18 protein-coding genes are annotated in these 17,739 nt (G+C 70.0%); 10 read left to right on the plus strand and 8 right to left on the minus strand.

Annotated features, from left to right (window positions below):
- Positions 1 to 14 precede the first annotated feature (14 nt).
- Genes sdhA through Q9R19_RS13730 form a run of 6 tightly spaced genes read left to right on the plus strand, consistent with a single transcriptional unit; the run spans position 15 to position 6,017 of the window.
- Positions 15 to 1,841, plus strand: a complete 1,827-nt coding sequence (sdhA, locus tag Q9R19_RS13705) for a succinate dehydrogenase flavoprotein subunit (protein ID WP_311256952.1) — start codon at positions 15 to 17, stop codon at positions 1,839 to 1,841.
- A gap of 2 nt (positions 1,842 to 1,843) precedes the next feature.
- Positions 1,844 to 2,602 (plus strand): succinate dehydrogenase iron-sulfur subunit, encoded by a 759-nt coding sequence (locus Q9R19_RS13710; protein ID WP_311256953.1) that lies wholly within the window; start codon positions 1,844 to 1,846, stop codon positions 2,600 to 2,602.
- Between the two features lie 16 nt (positions 2,603 to 2,618).
- Positions 2,619 to 3,569, plus strand: coding sequence for a YihY/virulence factor BrkB family protein (locus Q9R19_RS13715; protein ID WP_311256954.1), 951 nt, complete (start codon positions 2,619 to 2,621; stop codon positions 3,567 to 3,569).
- A 9-nt stretch (positions 3,570 to 3,578) separates the two neighbouring features.
- Positions 3,579 to 4,472: an exodeoxyribonuclease III gene (locus Q9R19_RS13720; RefSeq protein WP_311256955.1), complete on the plus strand. Its 894-nt coding sequence runs from the start codon at positions 3,579 to 3,581 to the stop codon at positions 4,470 to 4,472.
- 16 nt (positions 4,473 to 4,488) lie between these two features.
- Entirely contained in the window at positions 4,489 to 5,496 is a 1,008-nt protein-coding gene (gene trpS, locus Q9R19_RS13725; RefSeq protein ID WP_311256956.1) for a tryptophan--tRNA ligase, read from the plus strand.
- 29 nt (positions 5,497 to 5,525) lie between these two features.
- The gene (locus Q9R19_RS13730) at positions 5,526 to 6,017 is read left to right on the plus strand and encodes a hypothetical protein (protein WP_311256957.1); all 492 of its coding nucleotides are present in this window, start codon (positions 5,526 to 5,528) and stop codon (positions 6,015 to 6,017) included.
- 22 nt (positions 6,018 to 6,039) lie between these two features.
- Here the strand turns inward: Q9R19_RS13730 and pth are convergent, their stop codons facing one another.
- Both pth and Q9R19_RS13740 read right to left on the minus strand, forming a co-directional pair.
- Complete coding sequence (pth, locus tag Q9R19_RS13735) at positions 6,040 to 6,621, minus strand: aminoacyl-tRNA hydrolase (RefSeq protein WP_311257066.1); 582 nt, start codon at positions 6,619 to 6,621, stop codon at positions 6,040 to 6,042.
- A 68-nt stretch (positions 6,622 to 6,689) separates the two neighbouring features.
- Positions 6,690 to 7,307 carry a 50S ribosomal protein L25/general stress protein Ctc gene (locus Q9R19_RS13740; RefSeq protein WP_311256958.1) on the minus strand — a complete coding sequence of 206 codons (618 nt, stop codon included), beginning with the start codon at positions 7,305 to 7,307 and terminating at the stop codon, positions 6,690 to 6,692.
- Positions 7,308 to 7,491: 184 nt separating this feature from the next.
- On the opposite strand from Q9R19_RS13740, the gene Q9R19_RS13745 reads away from it, so the two are divergent.
- Positions 7,492 to 7,617, plus strand: a complete 126-nt coding sequence (locus Q9R19_RS13745) for a hypothetical protein (RefSeq protein WP_311256959.1) — start codon at positions 7,492 to 7,494, stop codon at positions 7,615 to 7,617.
- A 78-nt stretch (positions 7,618 to 7,695) separates the two neighbouring features.
- Positions 7,696 to 9,144, plus strand: a complete 1,449-nt coding sequence (gene gndA, locus Q9R19_RS13750) for an NADP-dependent phosphogluconate dehydrogenase (protein WP_311256960.1) — start codon at positions 7,696 to 7,698, stop codon at positions 9,142 to 9,144.
- Between the two features lie 56 nt (positions 9,145 to 9,200).
- On the opposite strand, the gene Q9R19_RS13755 is transcribed toward gndA, so the two are convergent.
- Positions 9,201 to 10,424 carry an FAD-binding oxidoreductase gene (locus tag Q9R19_RS13755; RefSeq protein ID WP_311256961.1) on the minus strand — a complete coding sequence of 408 codons (1,224 nt, stop codon included), beginning with the start codon at positions 10,422 to 10,424 and terminating at the stop codon, positions 9,201 to 9,203.
- A 120-nt stretch (positions 10,425 to 10,544) separates the two neighbouring features.
- On the opposite strand from Q9R19_RS13755, the gene Q9R19_RS13760 reads away from it, so the two are divergent.
- Both Q9R19_RS13760 and Q9R19_RS13765 read left to right on the plus strand, forming a co-directional pair.
- Positions 10,545 to 11,273, plus strand: a complete 729-nt coding sequence (locus tag Q9R19_RS13760) for a response regulator transcription factor (protein ID WP_311256962.1) — start codon at positions 10,545 to 10,547, stop codon at positions 11,271 to 11,273.
- Between the two features lie 22 nt (positions 11,274 to 11,295).
- Entirely contained in the window at positions 11,296 to 12,849 is a 1,554-nt protein-coding gene (locus Q9R19_RS13765; protein ID WP_311256963.1) for an ATP-binding protein, read from the plus strand.
- Here Q9R19_RS13765 and Q9R19_RS13770 read toward each other — a convergent pair.
- The 5 genes from Q9R19_RS13770 to phnC form a co-directional block, all read right to left on the minus strand.
- Complete coding sequence (locus Q9R19_RS13770; RefSeq protein WP_396653496.1) at positions 12,843 to 14,333, minus strand: flavodoxin reductase; 1,491 nt, start codon at positions 14,331 to 14,333, stop codon at positions 12,843 to 12,845. The genes Q9R19_RS13765 and Q9R19_RS13770 overlap by 7 nt on opposite strands.
- A 112-nt stretch (positions 14,334 to 14,445) precedes the next feature.
- Entirely contained in the window at positions 14,446 to 15,318 is an 873-nt protein-coding gene (locus Q9R19_RS13775) for a MurR/RpiR family transcriptional regulator (RefSeq protein ID WP_311256965.1), read from the minus strand.
- On the minus strand, positions 15,296 to 16,114 hold the full coding sequence (gene phnE, locus Q9R19_RS13780; protein ID WP_311256966.1) for a phosphonate ABC transporter, permease protein PhnE: 819 nt from the start codon (positions 16,112 to 16,114) through the stop codon (positions 15,296 to 15,298). The genes Q9R19_RS13775 and phnE (Q9R19_RS13780) overlap by 23 nt, the downstream gene beginning before the upstream one ends.
- Entirely contained in the window at positions 16,111 to 16,941 is an 831-nt protein-coding gene (gene phnE, locus Q9R19_RS13785; RefSeq protein ID WP_311256967.1) for a phosphonate ABC transporter, permease protein PhnE, read from the minus strand. Before phnE (Q9R19_RS13785) ends, phnE (Q9R19_RS13780) begins: the two co-directional genes overlap by 4 nt.
- The gene (gene phnC / locus Q9R19_RS13790) at positions 16,938 to 17,723 is read right to left on the minus strand and encodes a phosphonate ABC transporter ATP-binding protein (RefSeq protein WP_311256968.1); all 786 of its coding nucleotides are present in this window, start codon (positions 17,721 to 17,723) and stop codon (positions 16,938 to 16,940) included. Before phnC ends, phnE (Q9R19_RS13785) begins: the two co-directional genes overlap by 4 nt.
- Between the last annotated feature and the right edge of the window lie 16 nt (positions 17,724 to 17,739).

Here is a 17,739-nt window from a genome sequence, read left to right on the forward strand (position 1 = left end):
AGGCAGAACACACAGTGACTACTCAGACCTCCGAGTCCGTCGTCCGCGATGGCATCCACTACCACGAGTTCGACATCGTCATCGTCGGCGCCGGCGGTGCCGGGATGCGGGCCGCGATCGAGGCGGGACCGCACGCGCGCACAGCGGTGATCACCAAGCTGTACCCCACCCGGTCGCACACCGGTGCGGCGCAGGGCGGCATGGCGGCGGCGCTCGCCAACGTCGAGGACGACAACTGGGAGTGGCACACCTACGACACCGTCAAGGGCGGGGACTACCTGGTCGATCAGGATGCCGCGGAGATCCTGGCCAAGGAGGCCATCGACGCGGTCATCGACCTGGAGAACATGGGTCTGCCGTTCAACCGCACGCCCGAGGGCAAGATCGATCAGCGTCGCTTCGGCGGCCACACCTCCGAGCACGGCAAGGCCGCAGTGCGCCGCGCCTGCTACGCGGCCGACCGCACGGGTCACATGATCCTGCAGACGCTGTTCCAGAACTGCGTCAAGCTGGGCATCAACTTCTTCAACGAGTTCTACGTGCTCGACCTGATCACGGTCTCCGACGAGGCGGGTGCGACGCAGGTCGCCGGCGTGGTGGCCTACGACCTGGCCACCGGCGAGCTGCACGTCTTCCATTCGAAGGCGATCATCTTCGCGACCGGCGGCTTCGGCAAGATCTTCAAGACCACCTCCAACGCCCACACCCTCACCGGCGACGGCGTCGGCATCGTGTGGCGCAAGGGCCTGCCGCTGGAGGACCTGGAGTTCTTCCAGTTCCACCCGACGGGACTGGCCGGGCTCGGCATCCTCCTCACCGAGGGCGCCCGCGGCGAGGGCGCGATCCTGCGCAACGCCTCGGGCGAGCGCTTCATGGAGCGCTACGCCCCCACCATCAAGGACCTCGCGCCTCGCGACATCGTCGCGCGCAGCATGGTGCAGGAGGTGCTCGAGGGCCGTGGCGCCGGGCCGCACAAAGACTACGTGCTGCTGGACTGCACGCACCTGGGTGCCGAGGTGCTGGAGACCAAGCTCCCCGACATCACCGAGTTCGCCCGCACCTACCTGGGCGTGGACCCCGTCGTCGAGCCGGTGCCGGTCATGCCGACCGCGCACTACGCGATGGGCGGCATCCCGACCAACAACAACGCCGAGGTGCTGCAGACCAACGACACGATCGTGGCCGGGCTCTACGCGGCCGGCGAGTGCGCGTGCGTCTCGGTGCATGGCTCGAACCGCCTGGGCACCAACTCGCTGCTGGACATCAACGTGTTCGGCAAGCGCGCCGGCCGCAACGCCGTGGAGTACGTCAGGAGCGCCGAGTTCGTGCCGCTTCCCGACAGCCCCGCCGACTTCGTGCGGGACATGGTCGAGGGCCTGCGCAGCAACCAGGGCACCGAGCGCATCGCCGTGCTGCGCAAGAAGCTGCAGGACGAGATGGACAAGGGCGCGCAGGTGTTCCGCACCGACGAGTCGCTGACCCACGTGCTCGGCGTGATCGAGGAGCTGCGCGAGCGCTACAAGAACATCCACGTCGACGACAAGGGCAAGCGGTTCAACACTGATCTGCTCGAGGCCGTCGAGCTGGGCTTCCTGCTCGACATCGCCGAGGTCGTCGTGTACGCCGCCCGCAACCGCAAGGAGAGCCGCGGCGGGCACATGCGCGACGACTACCCCAAGCGCGACGACGAGAACTACATGGTGCACACGATGGCGTACCTCGTCGGCGACCCGCACTCCTCGGACGCCACCGACCACATCAGGCTGGACTGGAAGCCCGTGGTGTTCACCAAGGACGACAAGGGCGAGTTGAAGTACCCGCCGCTGGAGAGGAAGTACTGAGCATGTCGAACGCCGTCGCAGAGGCTCCGGTCAACGATTCGGGTGTGCAGTCGTTCCTCGTCACGTTCATCGTGCGCCGCTTCGATCCCGAGAAGGATGCCGAGCCGCACTGGGTGGACTACGACGTCGAGCTGTACGCGACCGACCGCGTGCTGGACGCACTGCACAAGATCAAGTGGGAGGTCGACGGGTCGCTGGCCTTCCGCCGCTCCTGCGCGCACGGCGTGTGCGGGTCGGACGCCATGCGCATCAACGGCCGCAACCGCCTGGCGTGCAAGACGCTGATCAAGGACCTGGACATCTCCAAGCCGATCTACGTCGAGGCGATCAAGGGGCTGCCGCTGGAGAAGGACCTCATCGTCGACATGGAGCCGTTCTTCGCCTCCTACCGCGAGGTGCAGCCGTTCCTGATCGCCAACTCCGCTCCCCCGAAGGACAAGGAGCGCATCCAGTCGATCGCCGACCGCGAGATCTTCGACGACACGACCAAGTGCATCCTGTGCGCGGCCTGCACCTCGTCCTGCCCGGTGTTCTGGACCGACGGCCAGTACTTCGGCCCGGCCGCGATCGTCAACGCGCACCGCTTCATCTTCGACTCGCGTGACGACGCCGCCGATGTGCGCCTGGACATCCTCAACGACAAGGAGGGCGTGTGGCGCTGCCGCACCACCTTCAACTGCACCGAGGCGTGCCCTCGAGGCATCGAGGTCACCAAGGCGATCGCCGAGGTCAAGCAGGCCGTGCTGCGCGGCGGGCGCTGAACGATCCGAGCACCGCATGCGCGCCCGACTGAGTGATTCAGCCGGGCGCGCCGCCGTTCTGGTGCGGCGCGCCGCCGCCCTGTTCCCGGTGCGCGTCTGGCGCCGGTTCCTGCAGCGCAACGGCACCCTGCTCTCGGCGGGCATGGCGTACCAGGGAGTGTTCGCGCTGTTCGCCCTGCTCTACGTCGCCTTCGCCTCGGCGGGCGTGTGGCTGGGAGGCAGCACCTCTGCCGTGCAGGCGCTCATCCGGGCCGCCAACAGCTACCTGCCCGGCATCATCAGCGAGCACGGCATCGCCGACCCGGATGAGGTGCAGCAGATCGTCGGTCAGGCGGGCGCGGCGTTCACCACCACCGGTCTGATCGCCGTCGCCGTCGCCATCTGGACCGCCACCGGCGCGGTGACCTTCACGCGGCGGGCCGTCCGCGACATCTTCGGTCTGCCGCCTGCGCAGCCCGGCTTCGTGCTGCTCAAGCTGCGCGATGCGCTCGGCGCACTCGGCTTCGCCGCCTCGCTGCTGCTGGGTGCGCTGCTCAGCCTCTTCGGCGTGTGGGCGCTGACCCGGCTCGTGGAGCTGGCGGGGTGGGATCTTCCCAGCGGATCGATCCGCAGCATCGTGTCGGCTGGCTCGGTGATCGTCATCATCGCGATCGACACCACGGCCATCGCCCTGCTGGTGCACTTCCTCATCGGCACGACTCTGCCCTGGCGGACCATCTGGCCGGGCGCGCTGGTCGGGGGCGCCACGGTGACGATGCTTCAGCTCGGCATCGGACTGATCTTCGCCCGCTCCCCCGGCAACCCGCTGCTGGCGACGTTCGCGGTCATGGTGGCGCTGCTGCTGTGGTGCCGCCTGGTGGCCGCTGTGGTCCTGCTGTCGGCGACGTGGATCGCGGTGCGCGCCACCGATCGCGGCGAGCTGCGGCCACCGGCACCGCGGGCGGGGAGTGTCGGCGCTGGTCATTAGGCTGGAGACATGCCCCATCTGCGTATCGCCTCTGTCAACGTCAACGGGATCCGCGCGGCGGTGCGCAACGGCATGCACGGCTGGCTGAATGCCGCGGACGTCGACATCCTGACCCTGCAGGAGGTCCGCGCGCAGGACGAGCACCTCGAGGACGCGTTCCCGGGGTGGCACAGGCTGCACGATGCGGCGACGGCGAAGGGCCGTGCCGGTGTGGCGGTCCTCAGCCGGGTGCCGGCACAGGCATCGCGCACGGCGTTCGGGCCCGAGGAGTTCGATTCCGCCGGTCGCTGGCTGGAGGCGGACTTCGACCTGGACGGGGCGCCCCTGACCGTGGTGAGCGCGTACGTGCACTCCGGCGAGGCCGACACGCCCAAGCAGCTCGAGAAGTGGAAGTTCCTCGATGCGATGGGCGAGCGCATGGCGCAGCTCGGCGCCGACGGCGCCCTCGCACTGGTCACCGGGGACCTGAACGTCGGGCATCGTCCCCTCGACATCCTGAACTGGAAGGGCAACGTGAAGAAAGCCGGGTTCCTCGCTCGCGAGCGCGCCTACTTCGATCGGTTCCTCGGTGCCGCAGGCGAGCCCGTCCACGGCCAGGAGGGCACCGGCCGCGGCATGGTCGGGCAGCTGAGCGACACCCGCCCGTACGCCGCCGAGGGCGGCGGCACGGGACTCGGCTGGGTCGATGTGGGACGCGCGGCGCATGGCGAGGTGGCCGGACCGTACACCTGGTGGTCGATGCGGGGCCAGGCCTTCGACAACGACAGCGGCTGGCGCATCGACTACCATCTGGCCACGCCGGCGCTCGCTCTGCGCGCCGCCGGCTATCAGGTCGCGCGGGCCGCCAGCTACGCCCAGCGCTGGAGCGACCACGCGCCGGTGATCGTCGATTACACCTACTGAACAATAGAATCGAACAGTGACCCAGAAACCACGCCTCTACTCCGGAATGCAGCCCTCCGCCGACTCTCTCCAGGCCGGCAACTACATCGGGGCGCTCCTGCAGTGGCGTGAGCTGCAGTCCTCCTTCGACGCGTTCTTCTCCGTCGTCGATCTGCACGCGATCACGGTGCCGCAGGATCCTGCTGAGCTGCGCGAGAAGACCCGCCGCACGGCGGCGCAGTACATCGCGGCGGGCATCGAGCCGTCGAAGTCGACGCTCTACGTGCAGTCCCACGTGCGCGCGCACGCCGAGCTCGCCTGGGTGCTCAGCACCATCACCGGTTTCGGCGAGGCGGGACGGATGACGCAGTTCAAGGACAAGTCGGCACGCTTCGGCACCGACGCCACATCGGTGGGACTGTTCACGTACCCGGTGCTCATGGCGGCGGACATCCTGCTCTACCAGACCGAGCTCGTGCCGGTGGGCGACGATCAGAAGCAGCACGTCGAGCTCACGCGCGACCTCGCTGAGCGCTTCAACAAGCGCTTCGGTTCGACGTTCACGATCCCCCGGCCCGTGATCCAGAAGGACACCGCCCGCATCTACGATCTGCAGAACCCGACGTCGAAGATGTCGAAGTCCGCCGACAGCGACGCCGGCGTGCTGTGGCTGCTGGATGACCCGGCCACGTCGGCGAAGAAGATCATGCGCGCCGTCACCGACACCGAGGGCTCCGTGCGCTACGACCGCGAGACCAAGCCGGGCGTCTCGAACCTGCTCACCATCTACGCGGCGCTCACAGGGCGTCAGGTCGGGTCGATCGAGGACGAGTACGCCGGGCGCGGCTACGGCGATTTCAAGAAGGGTCTCGCCGAGGTCGTCGTGAACGAGTTCGGGCCGGTGCGCGAGCGAGCGAACGCCCTGCTCGACGACCCCGCCGAGCTCGACCGGCTGCTGGCCGCGAATGCCGCCAGAGCCGACGAGGCGGCCGACGCGACCCTCGCCGACGTCTACGACAAGGTCGGTCTGCTCCGACGCGTCTGAGCGCGCACCGGCGAGATCAGGAGGGTTCCGTGACTGACGCCTTTCCGCCCCCAATTCCGCCGAAGGCACCGGCTGCCCCGCCGGGCGCGTACACCGTACCCGTCGGCGGCTACGCGACGTCCGCGGGCGCGTACCAGGTGCCGCCCGAGGCCGCGGCGTCTCGAGGCACCGGCCTCATCGCACTGCTGCTCGCGGGCCTGGCATCCGTCGCCGCGCCGATCGCCGCCGGCATCCTCGGCCTGAGCATCGGGAAGCGAGCCCCCATCGAGACCGTGATCTCCGCCCCCGACGGCATCGTCTGGTCCGCGCTGACGCCGGTGCGCACGCTGGTGCTCTGGCTGGAGATCGCGTTCTGGTCGGGCACCGTGCTCGGGATCCTCGCGCTGACCCTGGGCATCGTCGCGATCGTGCGGCGCCGTGGCCGTCCGGCCGGAATCAGTGCGATCGTGGGGGCGATCGCCGGTCCGATCGTGTTCATCGGCCTCGTCTGGCTGCTCTACGGGCTGGGCGGCAGCGCCTGACCACGATTCGCCGGAGGGCGAGTCACCCTCGCGAGTGGTGATGCTGCTGGGCGGCGAGCAGCCCCTCGTCGACGAGCTGCTCCACGGCATCCGCGACGTCCGAGAGGAAGATCGGCAGGGTCTGCTGCTCGGCGGACCCGAACGCGGCGAGCACCCAGGCCGCGGGATCCTGACGGCCGGGCGGACGGCCGATCCCGGCGCGCACCCGCAGGAACTCCGGGGTGCCGAGGGCGCGTGCGATGTCGCGGACGCCGTTGTGTCCGCCGTGGCCGCCGCCGATCTTGAGCCGGATGCTGTCGAAGGGGATGTCGAGCTCGTCGTGGATCACCACGAGGTGATCGGGCTCGACGGAGTAGAAGCGCGCGAGCGCCGCGACCGGCGCGCCGGAGACGTTCATGAACGAGTTGAGCTTGGCCAGCACGAGCTTCTCGCCGCCCGGGCGCAGCCAGGTCTCCACGACCCGAGCGCCCGCCTTGTGCTCGCGGAACTGCTCGCCGCGGCGCCCGGCCAGCTCGTCCACGACCAGCTGGCCGACGTTGTGGCGGGTCGCCGCATAGCGCGGCCCGGGATTGCCCAGTCCGACGATCAGCCAGGTGGCCACGATGCTCGTCTCCCTCGAATGTGAAGAGGGGGACGCGATCGCTCGCGTCCCCCCCTCTGATCAGCGGCGGATCACTCCGCGGCGGCCTCCTCGGCAGGAGCCTCGGCAGCGGCCTCTGCAGCGTCCTCCTCGTCGCCCTCGGCGATCTCGGCGGCCGGCACGGAGACGGCGAGCAGCAGCAGGTCGGCGTCGTCGAGCAGCGCGGCGCCCTTGGGCAGCGTGACATCGCCCGCGGTGATGCGCGCGCCCTCCTCCAGGCCCTCCACCGAGACCTCGACGTGCTCGGGGATGTGGGTGGCCTCGACCTCGAGCTTCACGGTCGCGACATCCACCGTGACGATCGTGCCCGAGAACGACTCGCCGGTGACGATGACCGGCACCTCGACGTGGACCTTCTCACCCTTCTTGACGACCAGCAGGTCGATGTGCTCGATGATCTGGCGCACCGGGTCCTTCTGCACGTCCTTGACCAGGGTCAGCTGGCCCTTGCCCTCGATCTCGAGGTCGAGCAGCGCGTTGGCGCGACGGATGATCAGCGACACCTGGTGGCCGGGCAGCGCGACGTGCACGGGCTCGGTGCCGTGACCGTAGATGACCGCGGGGATCTTGCCCTCGGCGCGCAGGCGACGGGCGAAGCCCTTGCCGAAGCTGGTGCGAAGGTCGGCGTGGACCTTGTTGTCGTCGGACATGATGTTCTCCTTCAGACGCACGAGCTGATCGTGCGGTGGTCGTGGGTTTCGGCGCCTCGAGCGCGGACACGAAGAAGAGAGAAAGCAGTACTCGCATCGCCGCGTCGATCACGGATGCACGCGGAACGGCATCCCTCGCCGAGGAACGTCTCCATGGTACCCGAATCCTGGATAGGCTGTGTGCATGTCGGTTGCCGCAGTCATCACCCACGTCCTGTTCTGGCTCATCGGCGGGATCGCCGTCCTCGGGGGCGTCGGCGCGTTCGCCGCGATGTTCTCGATGGGCCGCACGGGCTACCGCAAGGACTGAGCCGTCACACGCGCCCGCCTCGTCGTCCGCTCCCGGTACGCTGTAGCCGTCTCTGCACCCGCGATCGAGGAGCCTTCCGTGCCCGAAGCATCAGCCAACATCGGAGTCGTCGGACTCGCCGTCATGGGGTCCAACCTGGCCCGCAACCTCGCCAGCCGCGAGGGAAACACGGTGGCGGTGCTCAACCGCAGCCGCGCGAAGACCGACGAGCTGCTCGCCGCGCATCCGGAGGCGGGTTTCGTGCCCGCGTTCTCGTACGAGGAGTTCGCCGCGAGCCTGCAGAAGCCGCGCACTGCGATCATCATGGTCAAGGCCGGCGGCCCGACGGACGCCGTGATCGACGAGCTCGTGAAGGTGTTCGAGCCGGGCGACATCATCGTCGACGGGGGCAACGCGTACTTCCCCGACACCATCCGCCGCGAGAAGGCCGTCCGCGACACCGGCATCAACTACGTCGGCGCCGGGATCTCGGGCGGCGAGGAGGGCGCGCTGCTCGGCCCGAGCATCATGCCCGGCGGATCCGACGAGTCATGGGTCACTCTGGGTCCGATCCTGAAGAGCATCGCCGCCGTCGCGGAGGGCGAGCCGTGCGTGACGCACATCGGACACGACGGTGCCGGGCACTTCGTGAAGATGGTGCACAACGGCATCGAGTACGCCGACATGCAGCTGATCGCCGAGGCGTACGATCTGATCCGCCGCGGCACCGGGAAGACCCCGGCGCAGATCGCCGACATCTTCGCCGAATGGAACCGCGGCGAGCTGGAGTCCTACCTGATCGAGATCACCGCCGAGGTGCTGCGGCAGGTCGACGCCGAGACCGGTCAGCCGCTGGTGGACGTGATCCTCGACCAGGCGGGCGCCAAGGGCACCGGGGCCTGGACGGTGCAGACCGCTCTCGCCCTCGGCGTGCCCGTCTCGGGCATCGCGGAGGCCACCTTCGCCCGGTCGCTGTCCTCGCACCCCGAGCAGCGTGCCGTCGCGGCCGGTCTGCCCGGCCCGGAGGACGCGTTCGAGGTCGAGGACGAGGCGGCGTTCATCGAGGACGTGCGCCTGGCGCTGTACGCGTCGAAGATCGTCGCCTACTCGCAGGGGTTCGACGAGATCCGCGCCGGAGCCGCGGAGTACGGCTGGTCGATCGACCTCGGTGCGGTCGCGAAGATCTGGCGCGGCGGCTGCATCATCCGCGCGCAGTTCCTGAACCGCATCTCGGATGCCTATGCCTCCACCCCCGACCTGCCCGTGCTGATGACCGCGCCGTACTTCGCCGAGGTCTTCACCCGAGCGCAGTCGGCATGGCGCCGCGTCGTCGTGGCGGCCGCACAGGCCGGCATCCCCGCCCCGGCGTTCTCCTCGTCGCTGTCGTACTACGACGGCATCCGCGCCGACCGCCTGCCGGCGGCGCTCGTGCAGGGTCAGCGCGACTTCTTCGGAGCGCACACCTACAAGCGGGTCGACAGGGAAGGCACCTTCCACACCCTGTGGTCGGGCGATCGCAGCGAGATCGAGGCCGAGGACACGCACTGAGCCTGAGACCGTGAGAACGGGGTCGGATGCCGGTCGGCGTCCGACCCCGTCCCACCTCAGACGATGTTGTGGTTGCGCCGGAACAGGTTGCGCGGGTCCCAGCGCGCCTTCACCTCTCTCAGCCGCGCATGAGCGGCTGAGGTGAACATGCCGGGAACCCGCTGCGGTTCATCGACCGACACGAAGTTGCCGTACTCGGCGAGGCTCCCCTCCTGCATGGCCGCCCAGTCGGCCGCGATCGCGTCCCTGCCCGCATCATCGAGCAGGCCGGGGACATCGAAGCCGCCGGCCATGATGAACCAGGTCGCGTCACGCCCGGGGAATGCCGTGCTCTCCTGCGGCACCGCGCCGAATGCGCCGCCCAAGGACCGCATGAAGACCACCGACGAGGGATGCGCTGCGCGAAAGGCCACCAGGCGGTCGATCAGCTCGTCGTCCAGCTGGGCGAACAGTCCGTTGCCGCCGACGAATCCGGGCGACTGCTGATCGGGATCCGCCGGTGGCATCTCCGCCAGGATGTCGCGGTACGCGGGCGTCGTGATCCGGGCCGTCACGCCCTCGACGTCGTGCACCGCGGCCAGTGCTTCCCGCAGCCGGTGCTCGTCGTCGCCTGCCCAGACGGCGACGAGGCTCGCACCCGCGGGGGCGCTGGGGTCCATCGGCGGAACGTCCATGTACGTGACGGTCAGCTCGCGGGGCGCATCGCGCATGGCATCCCGCATGGCCCGCAGCAGAGCGGCCGGCTCGACTGCTCCCGTGTACTCCGCGTGCACGATGGACGGCAGCCGGTGCGCGGCGAAGTCGAATCGCGTCACGACGCCGAAGTTGCCGCCGCCCCCGCGCAGCGCCCAGAAGAGGTCGGGATGCTGCGTCGCCGAGGTCTCGACCACCTCGCCGTCAGCGGTCACGACCTGCGCTCCGATCAGCTGGTCGGCGGCAAGTCCCCGCAGGCGCGTCATCCAGCCGATGCCACCGCCCAGCGTGAGGCCGCCGACGCCCACGGATGCCGTGTCGCCCGAGCTGATCGCCAGCCCCTCCCGGCCGAGCCGCTCGGCGACCGCGCCCCAGGTCGCCCCGCCTCCCACGCTCACGGTCGTGCCGTCGATGCGGATGTCCGACATCGCCGACAGCTCGATGCGCATCCCGTCATCCGGTCTGTGCGACCAGAGCCCGTGACCGCCGGCCACGACAGTGATGCCGAGTCCGTCTCGCCCGGCCCGGCCGATCGCCTCGACGACGTCGTCGACGGAGCTCGGTGTGATGATCAGCTGTTCTGTCATCCTTCAGACGATAGATGTCGCCACCGACATCCGGAACGGGCGCCCTGCGTCGACCAGGATCACAGCATCCGCATAGCGAACGCAATGGATTCTCGGCGACAGCAAGCGCACAATGGGGGCATGAGCACCGAGCATCCCGACCTGCGCCGTCCCGACGGAGCACCGCTGCGCATCCTCGCCGTCGATGACGAGCCGATGCTCACCGATCTGCTCGCGATGGCCCTGCGCATGGAGGGCTGGGAGGTGCGTACCGCCGGCTCAGGACTCGAGGCGCTCCAGGTGGCGCACGAGTTCGAGCCTGACGCGCTCGTGCTGGACGTCATGATGCCCGACCTGGACGGCATGGGGGTGCTGCGCCGGCTGCGCGACGCCGGCAACCTCGTGCCGGTGGTGTTCCTCACTGCCAAGGACTCGGTCGGCGACCGCATCGCGGGACTCACCGCCGGAGGCGACGACTACGTGACCAAGCCGTTCAGCCTGGAGGAGGTCATCGCCCGCCTGCGCGCGGTGATCCGCCGCTCCGGGCAGGGCCGCGCCGACGAGGAGCAGTCCATCCTGCGCGTGGCCGATCTGTCGCTGAACGAGGACAGCCATGAGGTGATGCGCGGCGACGACGAGATCGAGCTGACCGCCACCGAGTTCGAGCTGCTGCGGTTCCTGATGCGCAACGAGCGGCGCGTGCTCTCGAAGGCGCAGATCCTCGATCGGGTGTGGAGCTACGACTTCGGCGGCAAGTCCTCGGTCGTGGAGCTGTACATCTCGTACCTGCGCAAGAAGATCGACGTCGGGCGCACGCCCCTGCTGCACACCGTGCGCGGCGTCGGCTACATGATCAAGTCACCGCAGTAGCGTGTCCGTGTTCGCTCGCCCGGTGAGCCTGCAGGCGCGGCTGATGGCCGCCGTGATCGGGTTCGTCTCCCTCATTCTCGTCGTGGTGGCGATCATCACCAGCGCGACCCTCGGCAAGACGCTGGAGGACCGGCTGCAGGAGCAGCTGACCAGCTACTCCGCCGGGATCAAGCGCTGGGTCGCGGATGCGGAGCCGCTGGCTGCGGTCACCGGATCACCGCTGACGGCGGAGCGAGTGCTCACCGGCCAGCGCGTGCCGGCCGGCCTCCTTCTGGCGGTGCAACCCGCGAACGGGAGCGCGTCGGGCGTGGTCGTGACCGCCGATGGCGGCAGGAGCCTGCGCAGCGGCGATCTGTTCGAGCTCACGCAGGCCCTGCACGACACCGGCACCGCGACCGTCTCGCTCTCCGGCGGCTCCTATCTGGTGACCATCGCGCAGACCGGCAACGGCACGATCGTGGTGACCGGGCTGTCGCGCTCCGAGATCCAGCAGACACTCGGCACGCTGTTCACGGTGATCGCCCTCGCGACGCTCGGCGGTCTGCTGCTGCTGGCGCTGACGACGGCGCTGACGATCAGCATGGGGCTGCGTCCGCTGCGCGCCGTGGCGGCGACCGCCACGCGGGTCGCCGGTCAGCAGCTCGACCGCGGTGAGGTGAGCATCACCGAGCGCGTGCCCGATTACGAGGCCGATCCACGTACGGAAGTGGGCCGGGTCGGGGTCGCGCTGAACACCCTGCTCGACCACGTGGACTCCTCGCTCGCCGCCCGTCAGCGCAACGAGGACCGGATGCGACGGTTCGTCGCCGACGCGAGCCATGAGCTGCGCACGCCGCTGGCATCCATCCGGGGATACTCCGAGCTGTCGCTCAAGGCGCTCGGCCAGGCGAGGGGGGCGGATGCCGACCGGGCCGCCGGCACGCTGGAGAGCACCACCTCGGCGCTGGAGCGCATCCAGGCGCAGTCGCTGCGCATGACCCGGCTCGTCGAGGATCTGCTGCTGCTGGCGCGCCTGGACGAGGGCCGCGAGCTCGTGAAGCGGCCCGTCGACCTGACGCAGCTGGCCGTCGAGGCCCTCAGCGATGCGCAGCCGACGGGCCTGGATCACGCCTGGGAGCTGGACGTTCCCGCACAGCCGGTCACGCTGTCGGGCGACGCCGGCCGCCTGCACCAGGTGCTCGCGAATCTGCTCGCCAACGCGCGCACGCACACCCCGGCGGGAACCACGATCACGCTGGCGCTGACGACCGAACCGGGCGCCGCCGTGCTGCGCGTGCACGATGACGGACCCGGTATCGACCCCGCGGTGCGCGAGGAGCTGTTCGCCCGCTTCGCCCGCGGCGACGCCTCGCGGGCCCGCCGCACCGGCGGAACCGGTCTGGGCCTGGCCATCGCGAAGGCGATCACGGAGGGACACGGCGGTGCGATCGGCGTGACGAGCGAGCCCGGTGACACCACGTTCACCGTGCGGCTGCCGCTGCCCGCGGCCGAGCCGGACACCGCGCCCGAGCCGGACACCGGCCCGGATCCGAAGCCGGAGTCGGAGCCCACCGCTCCCCCGCCGTCCGGTCAGTAACCGGCGAACGCGTCGGTCGTCAGGCTGCGCGCCTTCTGCAGCGCCGGCGCGAGATCGGCGATCAGTCGCGGTGGCCCGGAGATGAACGCGTGCCGCGCGGCGATGTCGGGCACCACGCGCTCCAGGCCCTCGGCATCCAGCCGCACGCCCTGCGCCCAGGTCCAGCTTTCGGCGAGCCCCGCCGGCTCGTCGCGCGTGAACACCACGCCGCGCACGCCGGTGGCCTCCAGCTCGTCGCGGAAGGCGAGCTCGGCCGCCTCGGATGCCACGTAGATCAGCACGACGTCGCGATCGACGCCCTGGGCGCGCAGCTGCCGCAGCTGCGAGACGAACGGAGTCACGCCGATGCCGGCGGCCACCATCAGCACGGGCGCCCCGCCCCGAGGCAGCACGAAGTCTCCCCAGGTTCCCGTCACCGCGAGCACGGCACCCGGCTCCGCCGCGGCCAGCGCGCGCTTGTAGCTGGAGGGATGCTTCTGATCGCCGTTCTTGTAGGCGATGCGCAGCGTCGGGAGATCGGCGGGCGCGGAGAGGATGCTGAACTCGCGGCGCGTACCGCGGGCATCCGGTCGTCGGTGCGGCACGTCCAGCTCCAGATACTGCCCGGGCAGGAACCCCAGCCGCCCCTTGGCGCGGAACGTCAGCTCCTGCGCAGTCGGAGTGACCATACGCCGCTTCTCGAGCACCAGTCGCACAGACCCGCGCACCGCGAAGGCGAAAGCCAGCAGATTGCCGATCAGCAGCGCACGCTCCTGACCGAACGTGAACAGATCGCCGACCGCGATGGGCCATCCGGCGAGCAGGCCCACCAGTGCCGCCACGCTGAACTGCTGCCAGCGCCGCGGCGGAAGCGTGAGCGGCTCGGAGAGCATGAAGGCGCCCAGGAACAGCGCCGGGGAGTGTGCGAGGGCGAAGAGCACAGCATCCGCTATCGCGATCCCGGTGCCGGCGGCACTCGCCTGCATGGCCTGACGCACCACCGATACGCCGACGACGACCAGCAGGAACACCAGCACGACGCGCACCTTCTCGGTGCGCCACAGCACCAGCAGGCCGAGCACGGCGACCGCCACGGCCAGTGCCGGGGTGCCGACCCACCACGACGAGAACGAGCCGAACCCGAACACGGTCACCACCGTCGCGCCGAAGGCCGCCGGATTCAGGATGTGCCTGCCGCGCCACGCGATGAGGTACTTCGACAGGCTCGCGAGCGCGCCGGCCAGCGCGTTGCCCAGCAGCCCGGAGGGTGCCAGTGAGGGCTGCAGCACGAACAGCAGGATCAGCGCCGTCAGCAGCGAGGACTCCGCGCGCCACGGCAGCCGCAGCACCCGCTGGGCGACGGCGTCGACCCCGCAGATCACGACCGCCAGCACCGCGAACGAGGCGAGAATCTCGCCGGCGCCCGGACCCACCAGCGGAGTGAACGAGAAGCCGAGCGCGAGCAGGGCGAGGGCGATCAGTGCGAAGAACACCAGGCGGTACATCGATATCGCGCCGAGCACGGCCAGCACGCGCTGGCGCAGCGCGGTGAGGGTTGAGATCACCGTTCCACTCTCTCACTGCCCGCGCGGCTCGGGACGCGCCGCAGCGGTGTCATCACTCCTGCAGGCCGCCGCCGAGCACCGACAGCGACGCCGCCTGCGCCTCGCGCCCGCGTTCCCCGCGGTGCACCGCGAAGCGCTCCACCAGCTGCTCGATCACCAGCAGGATGCCGGCGCGGGACGTGTGGATCAGCTCGTCCTGGAAGCTCTCGTTCACCGGGGGCACCACTAGGCTCACATCCGCAGCCTCGGCCACGGGAGATCGTGCGAACGACGTGATGGCGGCGATGCGCGCGCCGCCGGTCCTGGCGGCATCCATCCCCGCCAGCGTCGCGCGGCTCGCGCCCGACCCGGAGATCACCAGGCACAGCGAGCCCTCCCCCAGCTGCCGTGCCGAGATCTGCTGCGACAGCGCGTCCATGAGGAGTTCCGCCGAGCGCCCGACGGAGTTCAGGCGCAGCACCAGATCCAGGCCGAGGGCGCTGGAGAGACCGTTGGCGATCACGAGCACACGGTGCGAGGTGTCAAGCAGCCGCACCAGCTCCTGCACGTCGGTCTCGGCGAGCGCCGCGACCGCCCCGCTGATCCTGGCCGCGAACCGCGCCGCTCCTGCGCGCATCGCGCCGACCATCGTGCCGTCCGCGTCGTCGGCATCCGCCGGGTCATGCGCCGTCTCCTGAGCGATCTCCTGCGCGAGCGCCACCCTCAGCTGCGGGTACCCCTCGTACCCCAGGGACTGCACGGCGCGGATCACGGTCGTGCGCCCGACGCCGACGGCGTCGGCCAGTTCCTGCGCGGTGCGCTCCACGGTGCCGCTGCGGTCGGCGACGATCGCCTCGGCCACCCGCCGTTCGCCGCGCTGCAGCGAAGGCGCCATCGCGGCGATGCGCACCAGCGGCGGCGCGTCAGACGATCCGTGCCAGCTCACGCGTGCGAGCCCCTTCCATGATCCGGCGGCGCACCGCACCCGAGATCGCGTCGATGCCCATCGTCGTGACGACGATGACGATCAGCAGCATTCCCACCGTGTCCCATTCGCGGAACTGGGTGTAGTTCGAGAGCATACTGCCGATGCCGCCGGCGCCGACCATGCCCAGGATCGCGGAGGTGCGGATGTTGATCTCGAAGCGGTACAGCGCGAACGACATCAGCGCCGGTGCGACGGCCGGCCACAGCGCCCAGCGCGTCACCTCCGCCGTCGTGCCGCCGGCGGCCCGCACCGCCTCGGAGGCGCCCTCCTGGGCCGACTCCACGGTCTCGTACACCCACTTGCCCTGCGTGCCGATGCCGGCGACCCCCAGCGCGAGCATGCCGGTGAACGGAGTGAGCCCGGTGACGGTCAGCAGCACCAGGGCGATGATCACCTCGGGAACGGCGCGGATCACGGCGAACACCGCGCGCAGCAGCCCGCGCAGCCACAGCGGGCCCACGCCGCTGGCGGCGAGGATGCCGAGCGGAATGGAGAAGAACACGCACAGGATGGCGCCGAGCCACGCCATCGACACCGAGCGCCACATCTCCAGCAGCGCGCGGGGCAGCTTCTCCCAGTTCGGCTCCGAGAACATCAGCAGCAGGTACTTCAAGACGTTGCCGGGGATCTTCGGCACGTCCTCCCACGAGATGCGCAGTCCCCCTGCCGCGGCCAGCACGATGAGGGCGGCGACGACGGCGATGACGGTGGGCCACAGGCGGGACGGATGCCTGGGCACGGCGAGCGAGGTCATGCCAGCCTCCTTCGCAGGGCGTTGGAGGTGACCTCGATGAGCACGACGACCACGAGGATCTCCAGGATGATCACCGAGACGTCGCCGTAGGCGTAGAAGCCGCGGCGCTCGTCCAGGATGCGGCCGATGCCGCCGGCGCCGACGAAGCCGAGGATGGCGGAGATGCGCACGTTCAGCTCGAGCACGTACAGCCACTGGTTCGCGAACAGCGGCATGGTCTGCGGCAGCGCGGTGGTGCGGTTGATCTGGAACTGGGTGCCGCCGGCGGCCCTGCCGGCCTCCATGTAGCCGTGGTCGGCGGAGTCGATGGCCTCGGAGACGAGCTTGACGATGATGCCCAGATCGAACAGCACGAGCGTGATCAGACCGGGCAGCACGCCGACGCCCACCATCGCGACGAGCACCGATGCGTAGACAAGGTCGGGCACCGAGCGCACGATGTTGATCGCGGTGCGCACGATGCCCCGCCCGATGCCGTTCGGGTTGGTGGGGCGCGCAGCCCACAGCGTGAGCGGCACCGAGAGCGCGGCCGAGACGACCGCGCCCACCAGTGCCATCTGCAGCGTCTCGAGCATCGGCGCGACGGTGCGCGGCAGGAACGCGAAGTTCGGCTGCATCATCTGCTGCAGCTTGCGCGCACCGTGGTGCCAGTTCTTCGCGACCGCGGCGAGATCGATGTCCACGCCGCCGATCGCGGGGATGCAGGTGGCGACGGTCAGCGCGATCAGCACGAGGGCGATCAGCGCGACGCGCAGCGTGCTGCGCGGCTTGGGCGGCAGACTCCTGCCGGCCGAGACGGCGGACGCGGCCGGGGCGATGCCGGTCATCCGGCCTCTCCCATGCGGTCGCGCACCTGGATCGGCCGGCCGTAGATCTGCTCGAAGTCGGCGTCGGTGGCCTCCTGGGCGGGGCCGTCGTAGACGACCTCCCCGGCGCGCAGCCCGATCATGCGAGTGGTGTACTGCCGGGCCAGATCCATCAGGTGGATGTTCACCATCACGGTCAGGCCGCGCTCGGCGTTGATCCGCCGCAGGTCACTCATCACGCTGTGGGCGGTGGGCGGGTCCAGGGACGCGACCGGCTCGTCGGCCAGCATGATGCTGGGCTCCTGGGTGAGCGCGCGGGCGATCGCAACGCGCTGCTTCTGACCGCCGGAGAGCGCGCCACCGCGCGCCCAGACCTTCTCGAGCATCCCCACCGACTCGAGGGCCGACAGCGCCAGCTCGCGGTCCTGCGCGGCCGGGAGGCCGAGCAGGTTGCGCCAGGCCGGCGCGTGCGCGAACCGGCCCACCAGCACGTTGTGCAGCACGTCCGTGCGCTCGGCGAGGTTGAACCCCTGGAAGATCATCCCGATGTGGCCGCGCACACGGCGCAGCTCGCGCCCGCGCAGCGAGGTGACCTCGTACGGGCCCACGGAGACGGTGCCTCCGGTGGCCCGCACGAGGCCGTTGATCGTGCGGATGAGGGTGGATTTGCCGGAGCCGGACAGCCCGACCACCGACACCATCTCACCCGCCTCGATGCGCAGGGACACGTCCTTCAGCGCCCGCGTGCCGTTCGGGTAGGTGACCGAGACGTCGTCGAGTTCGACGTGCCAGGACGTGTCCATGCGTGGGTGCCTTCCG

The organism is Microbacterium sp. ARD32, assembly GCF_031844385.1.
Taxonomy (GTDB): domain Bacteria; phylum Actinomycetota; class Actinomycetes; order Actinomycetales; family Microbacteriaceae; genus Microbacterium.

What these genes read in the sequence shown, in the direction of transcription:
- Q9R19_RS13710 (WP_311256953.1), top strand. Translation starts at nt 1,844, where the DNA reads ATGTCGAACGCCGTCGCAGAGGCTCCGGTCAACGATTCGGGTGTGCAG.
- Q9R19_RS13715 (WP_311256954.1), top strand. Translation starts at nt 2,619, where the DNA reads ATGCGCGCCCGACTGAGTGATTCAGCCGGGCGCGCCGCCGTTCTGGTG.
- Q9R19_RS13720 (WP_311256955.1), top strand. Translation starts at nt 3,579, where the DNA reads ATGCCCCATCTGCGTATCGCCTCTGTCAACGTCAACGGGATCCGCGCG.
- Q9R19_RS13740 (WP_311256958.1), bottom strand. Translation starts at nt 7,307, where the DNA reads ATGTCCGACGACAACAAGGTCCACGCCGACCTTCGCACCAGCTTCGGC.
- Q9R19_RS13745 (WP_311256959.1), top strand. Translation starts at nt 7,492, where the DNA reads ATGTCGGTTGCCGCAGTCATCACCCACGTCCTGTTCTGGCTCATCGGC.
- Q9R19_RS13755 (WP_311256961.1), bottom strand. Translation starts at nt 10,424, where the DNA reads ATGACAGAACAGCTGATCATCACACCGAGCTCCGTCGACGACGTCGTC.
- Q9R19_RS13760 (WP_311256962.1), top strand. Translation starts at nt 10,545, where the DNA reads ATGAGCACCGAGCATCCCGACCTGCGCCGTCCCGACGGAGCACCGCTG.
- Q9R19_RS13770 (WP_396653496.1), bottom strand. Translation starts at nt 14,333, where the DNA reads ATGTACCGCCTGGTGTTCTTCGCACTGATCGCCCTCGCCCTGCTCGCG.
- phnE (WP_311256966.1), bottom strand. Translation starts at nt 16,114, where the DNA reads ATGACCTCGCTCGCCGTGCCCAGGCATCCGTCCCGCCTGTGGCCCACC.
- phnE (WP_311256967.1), bottom strand. Translation starts at nt 16,941, where the DNA reads ATGACCGGCATCGCCCCGGCCGCGTCCGCCGTCTCGGCCGGCAGGAGT.
- phnC (WP_311256968.1), bottom strand. Translation starts at nt 17,723, where the DNA reads ATGGACACGTCCTGGCACGTCGAACTCGACGACGTCTCGGTCACCTAC.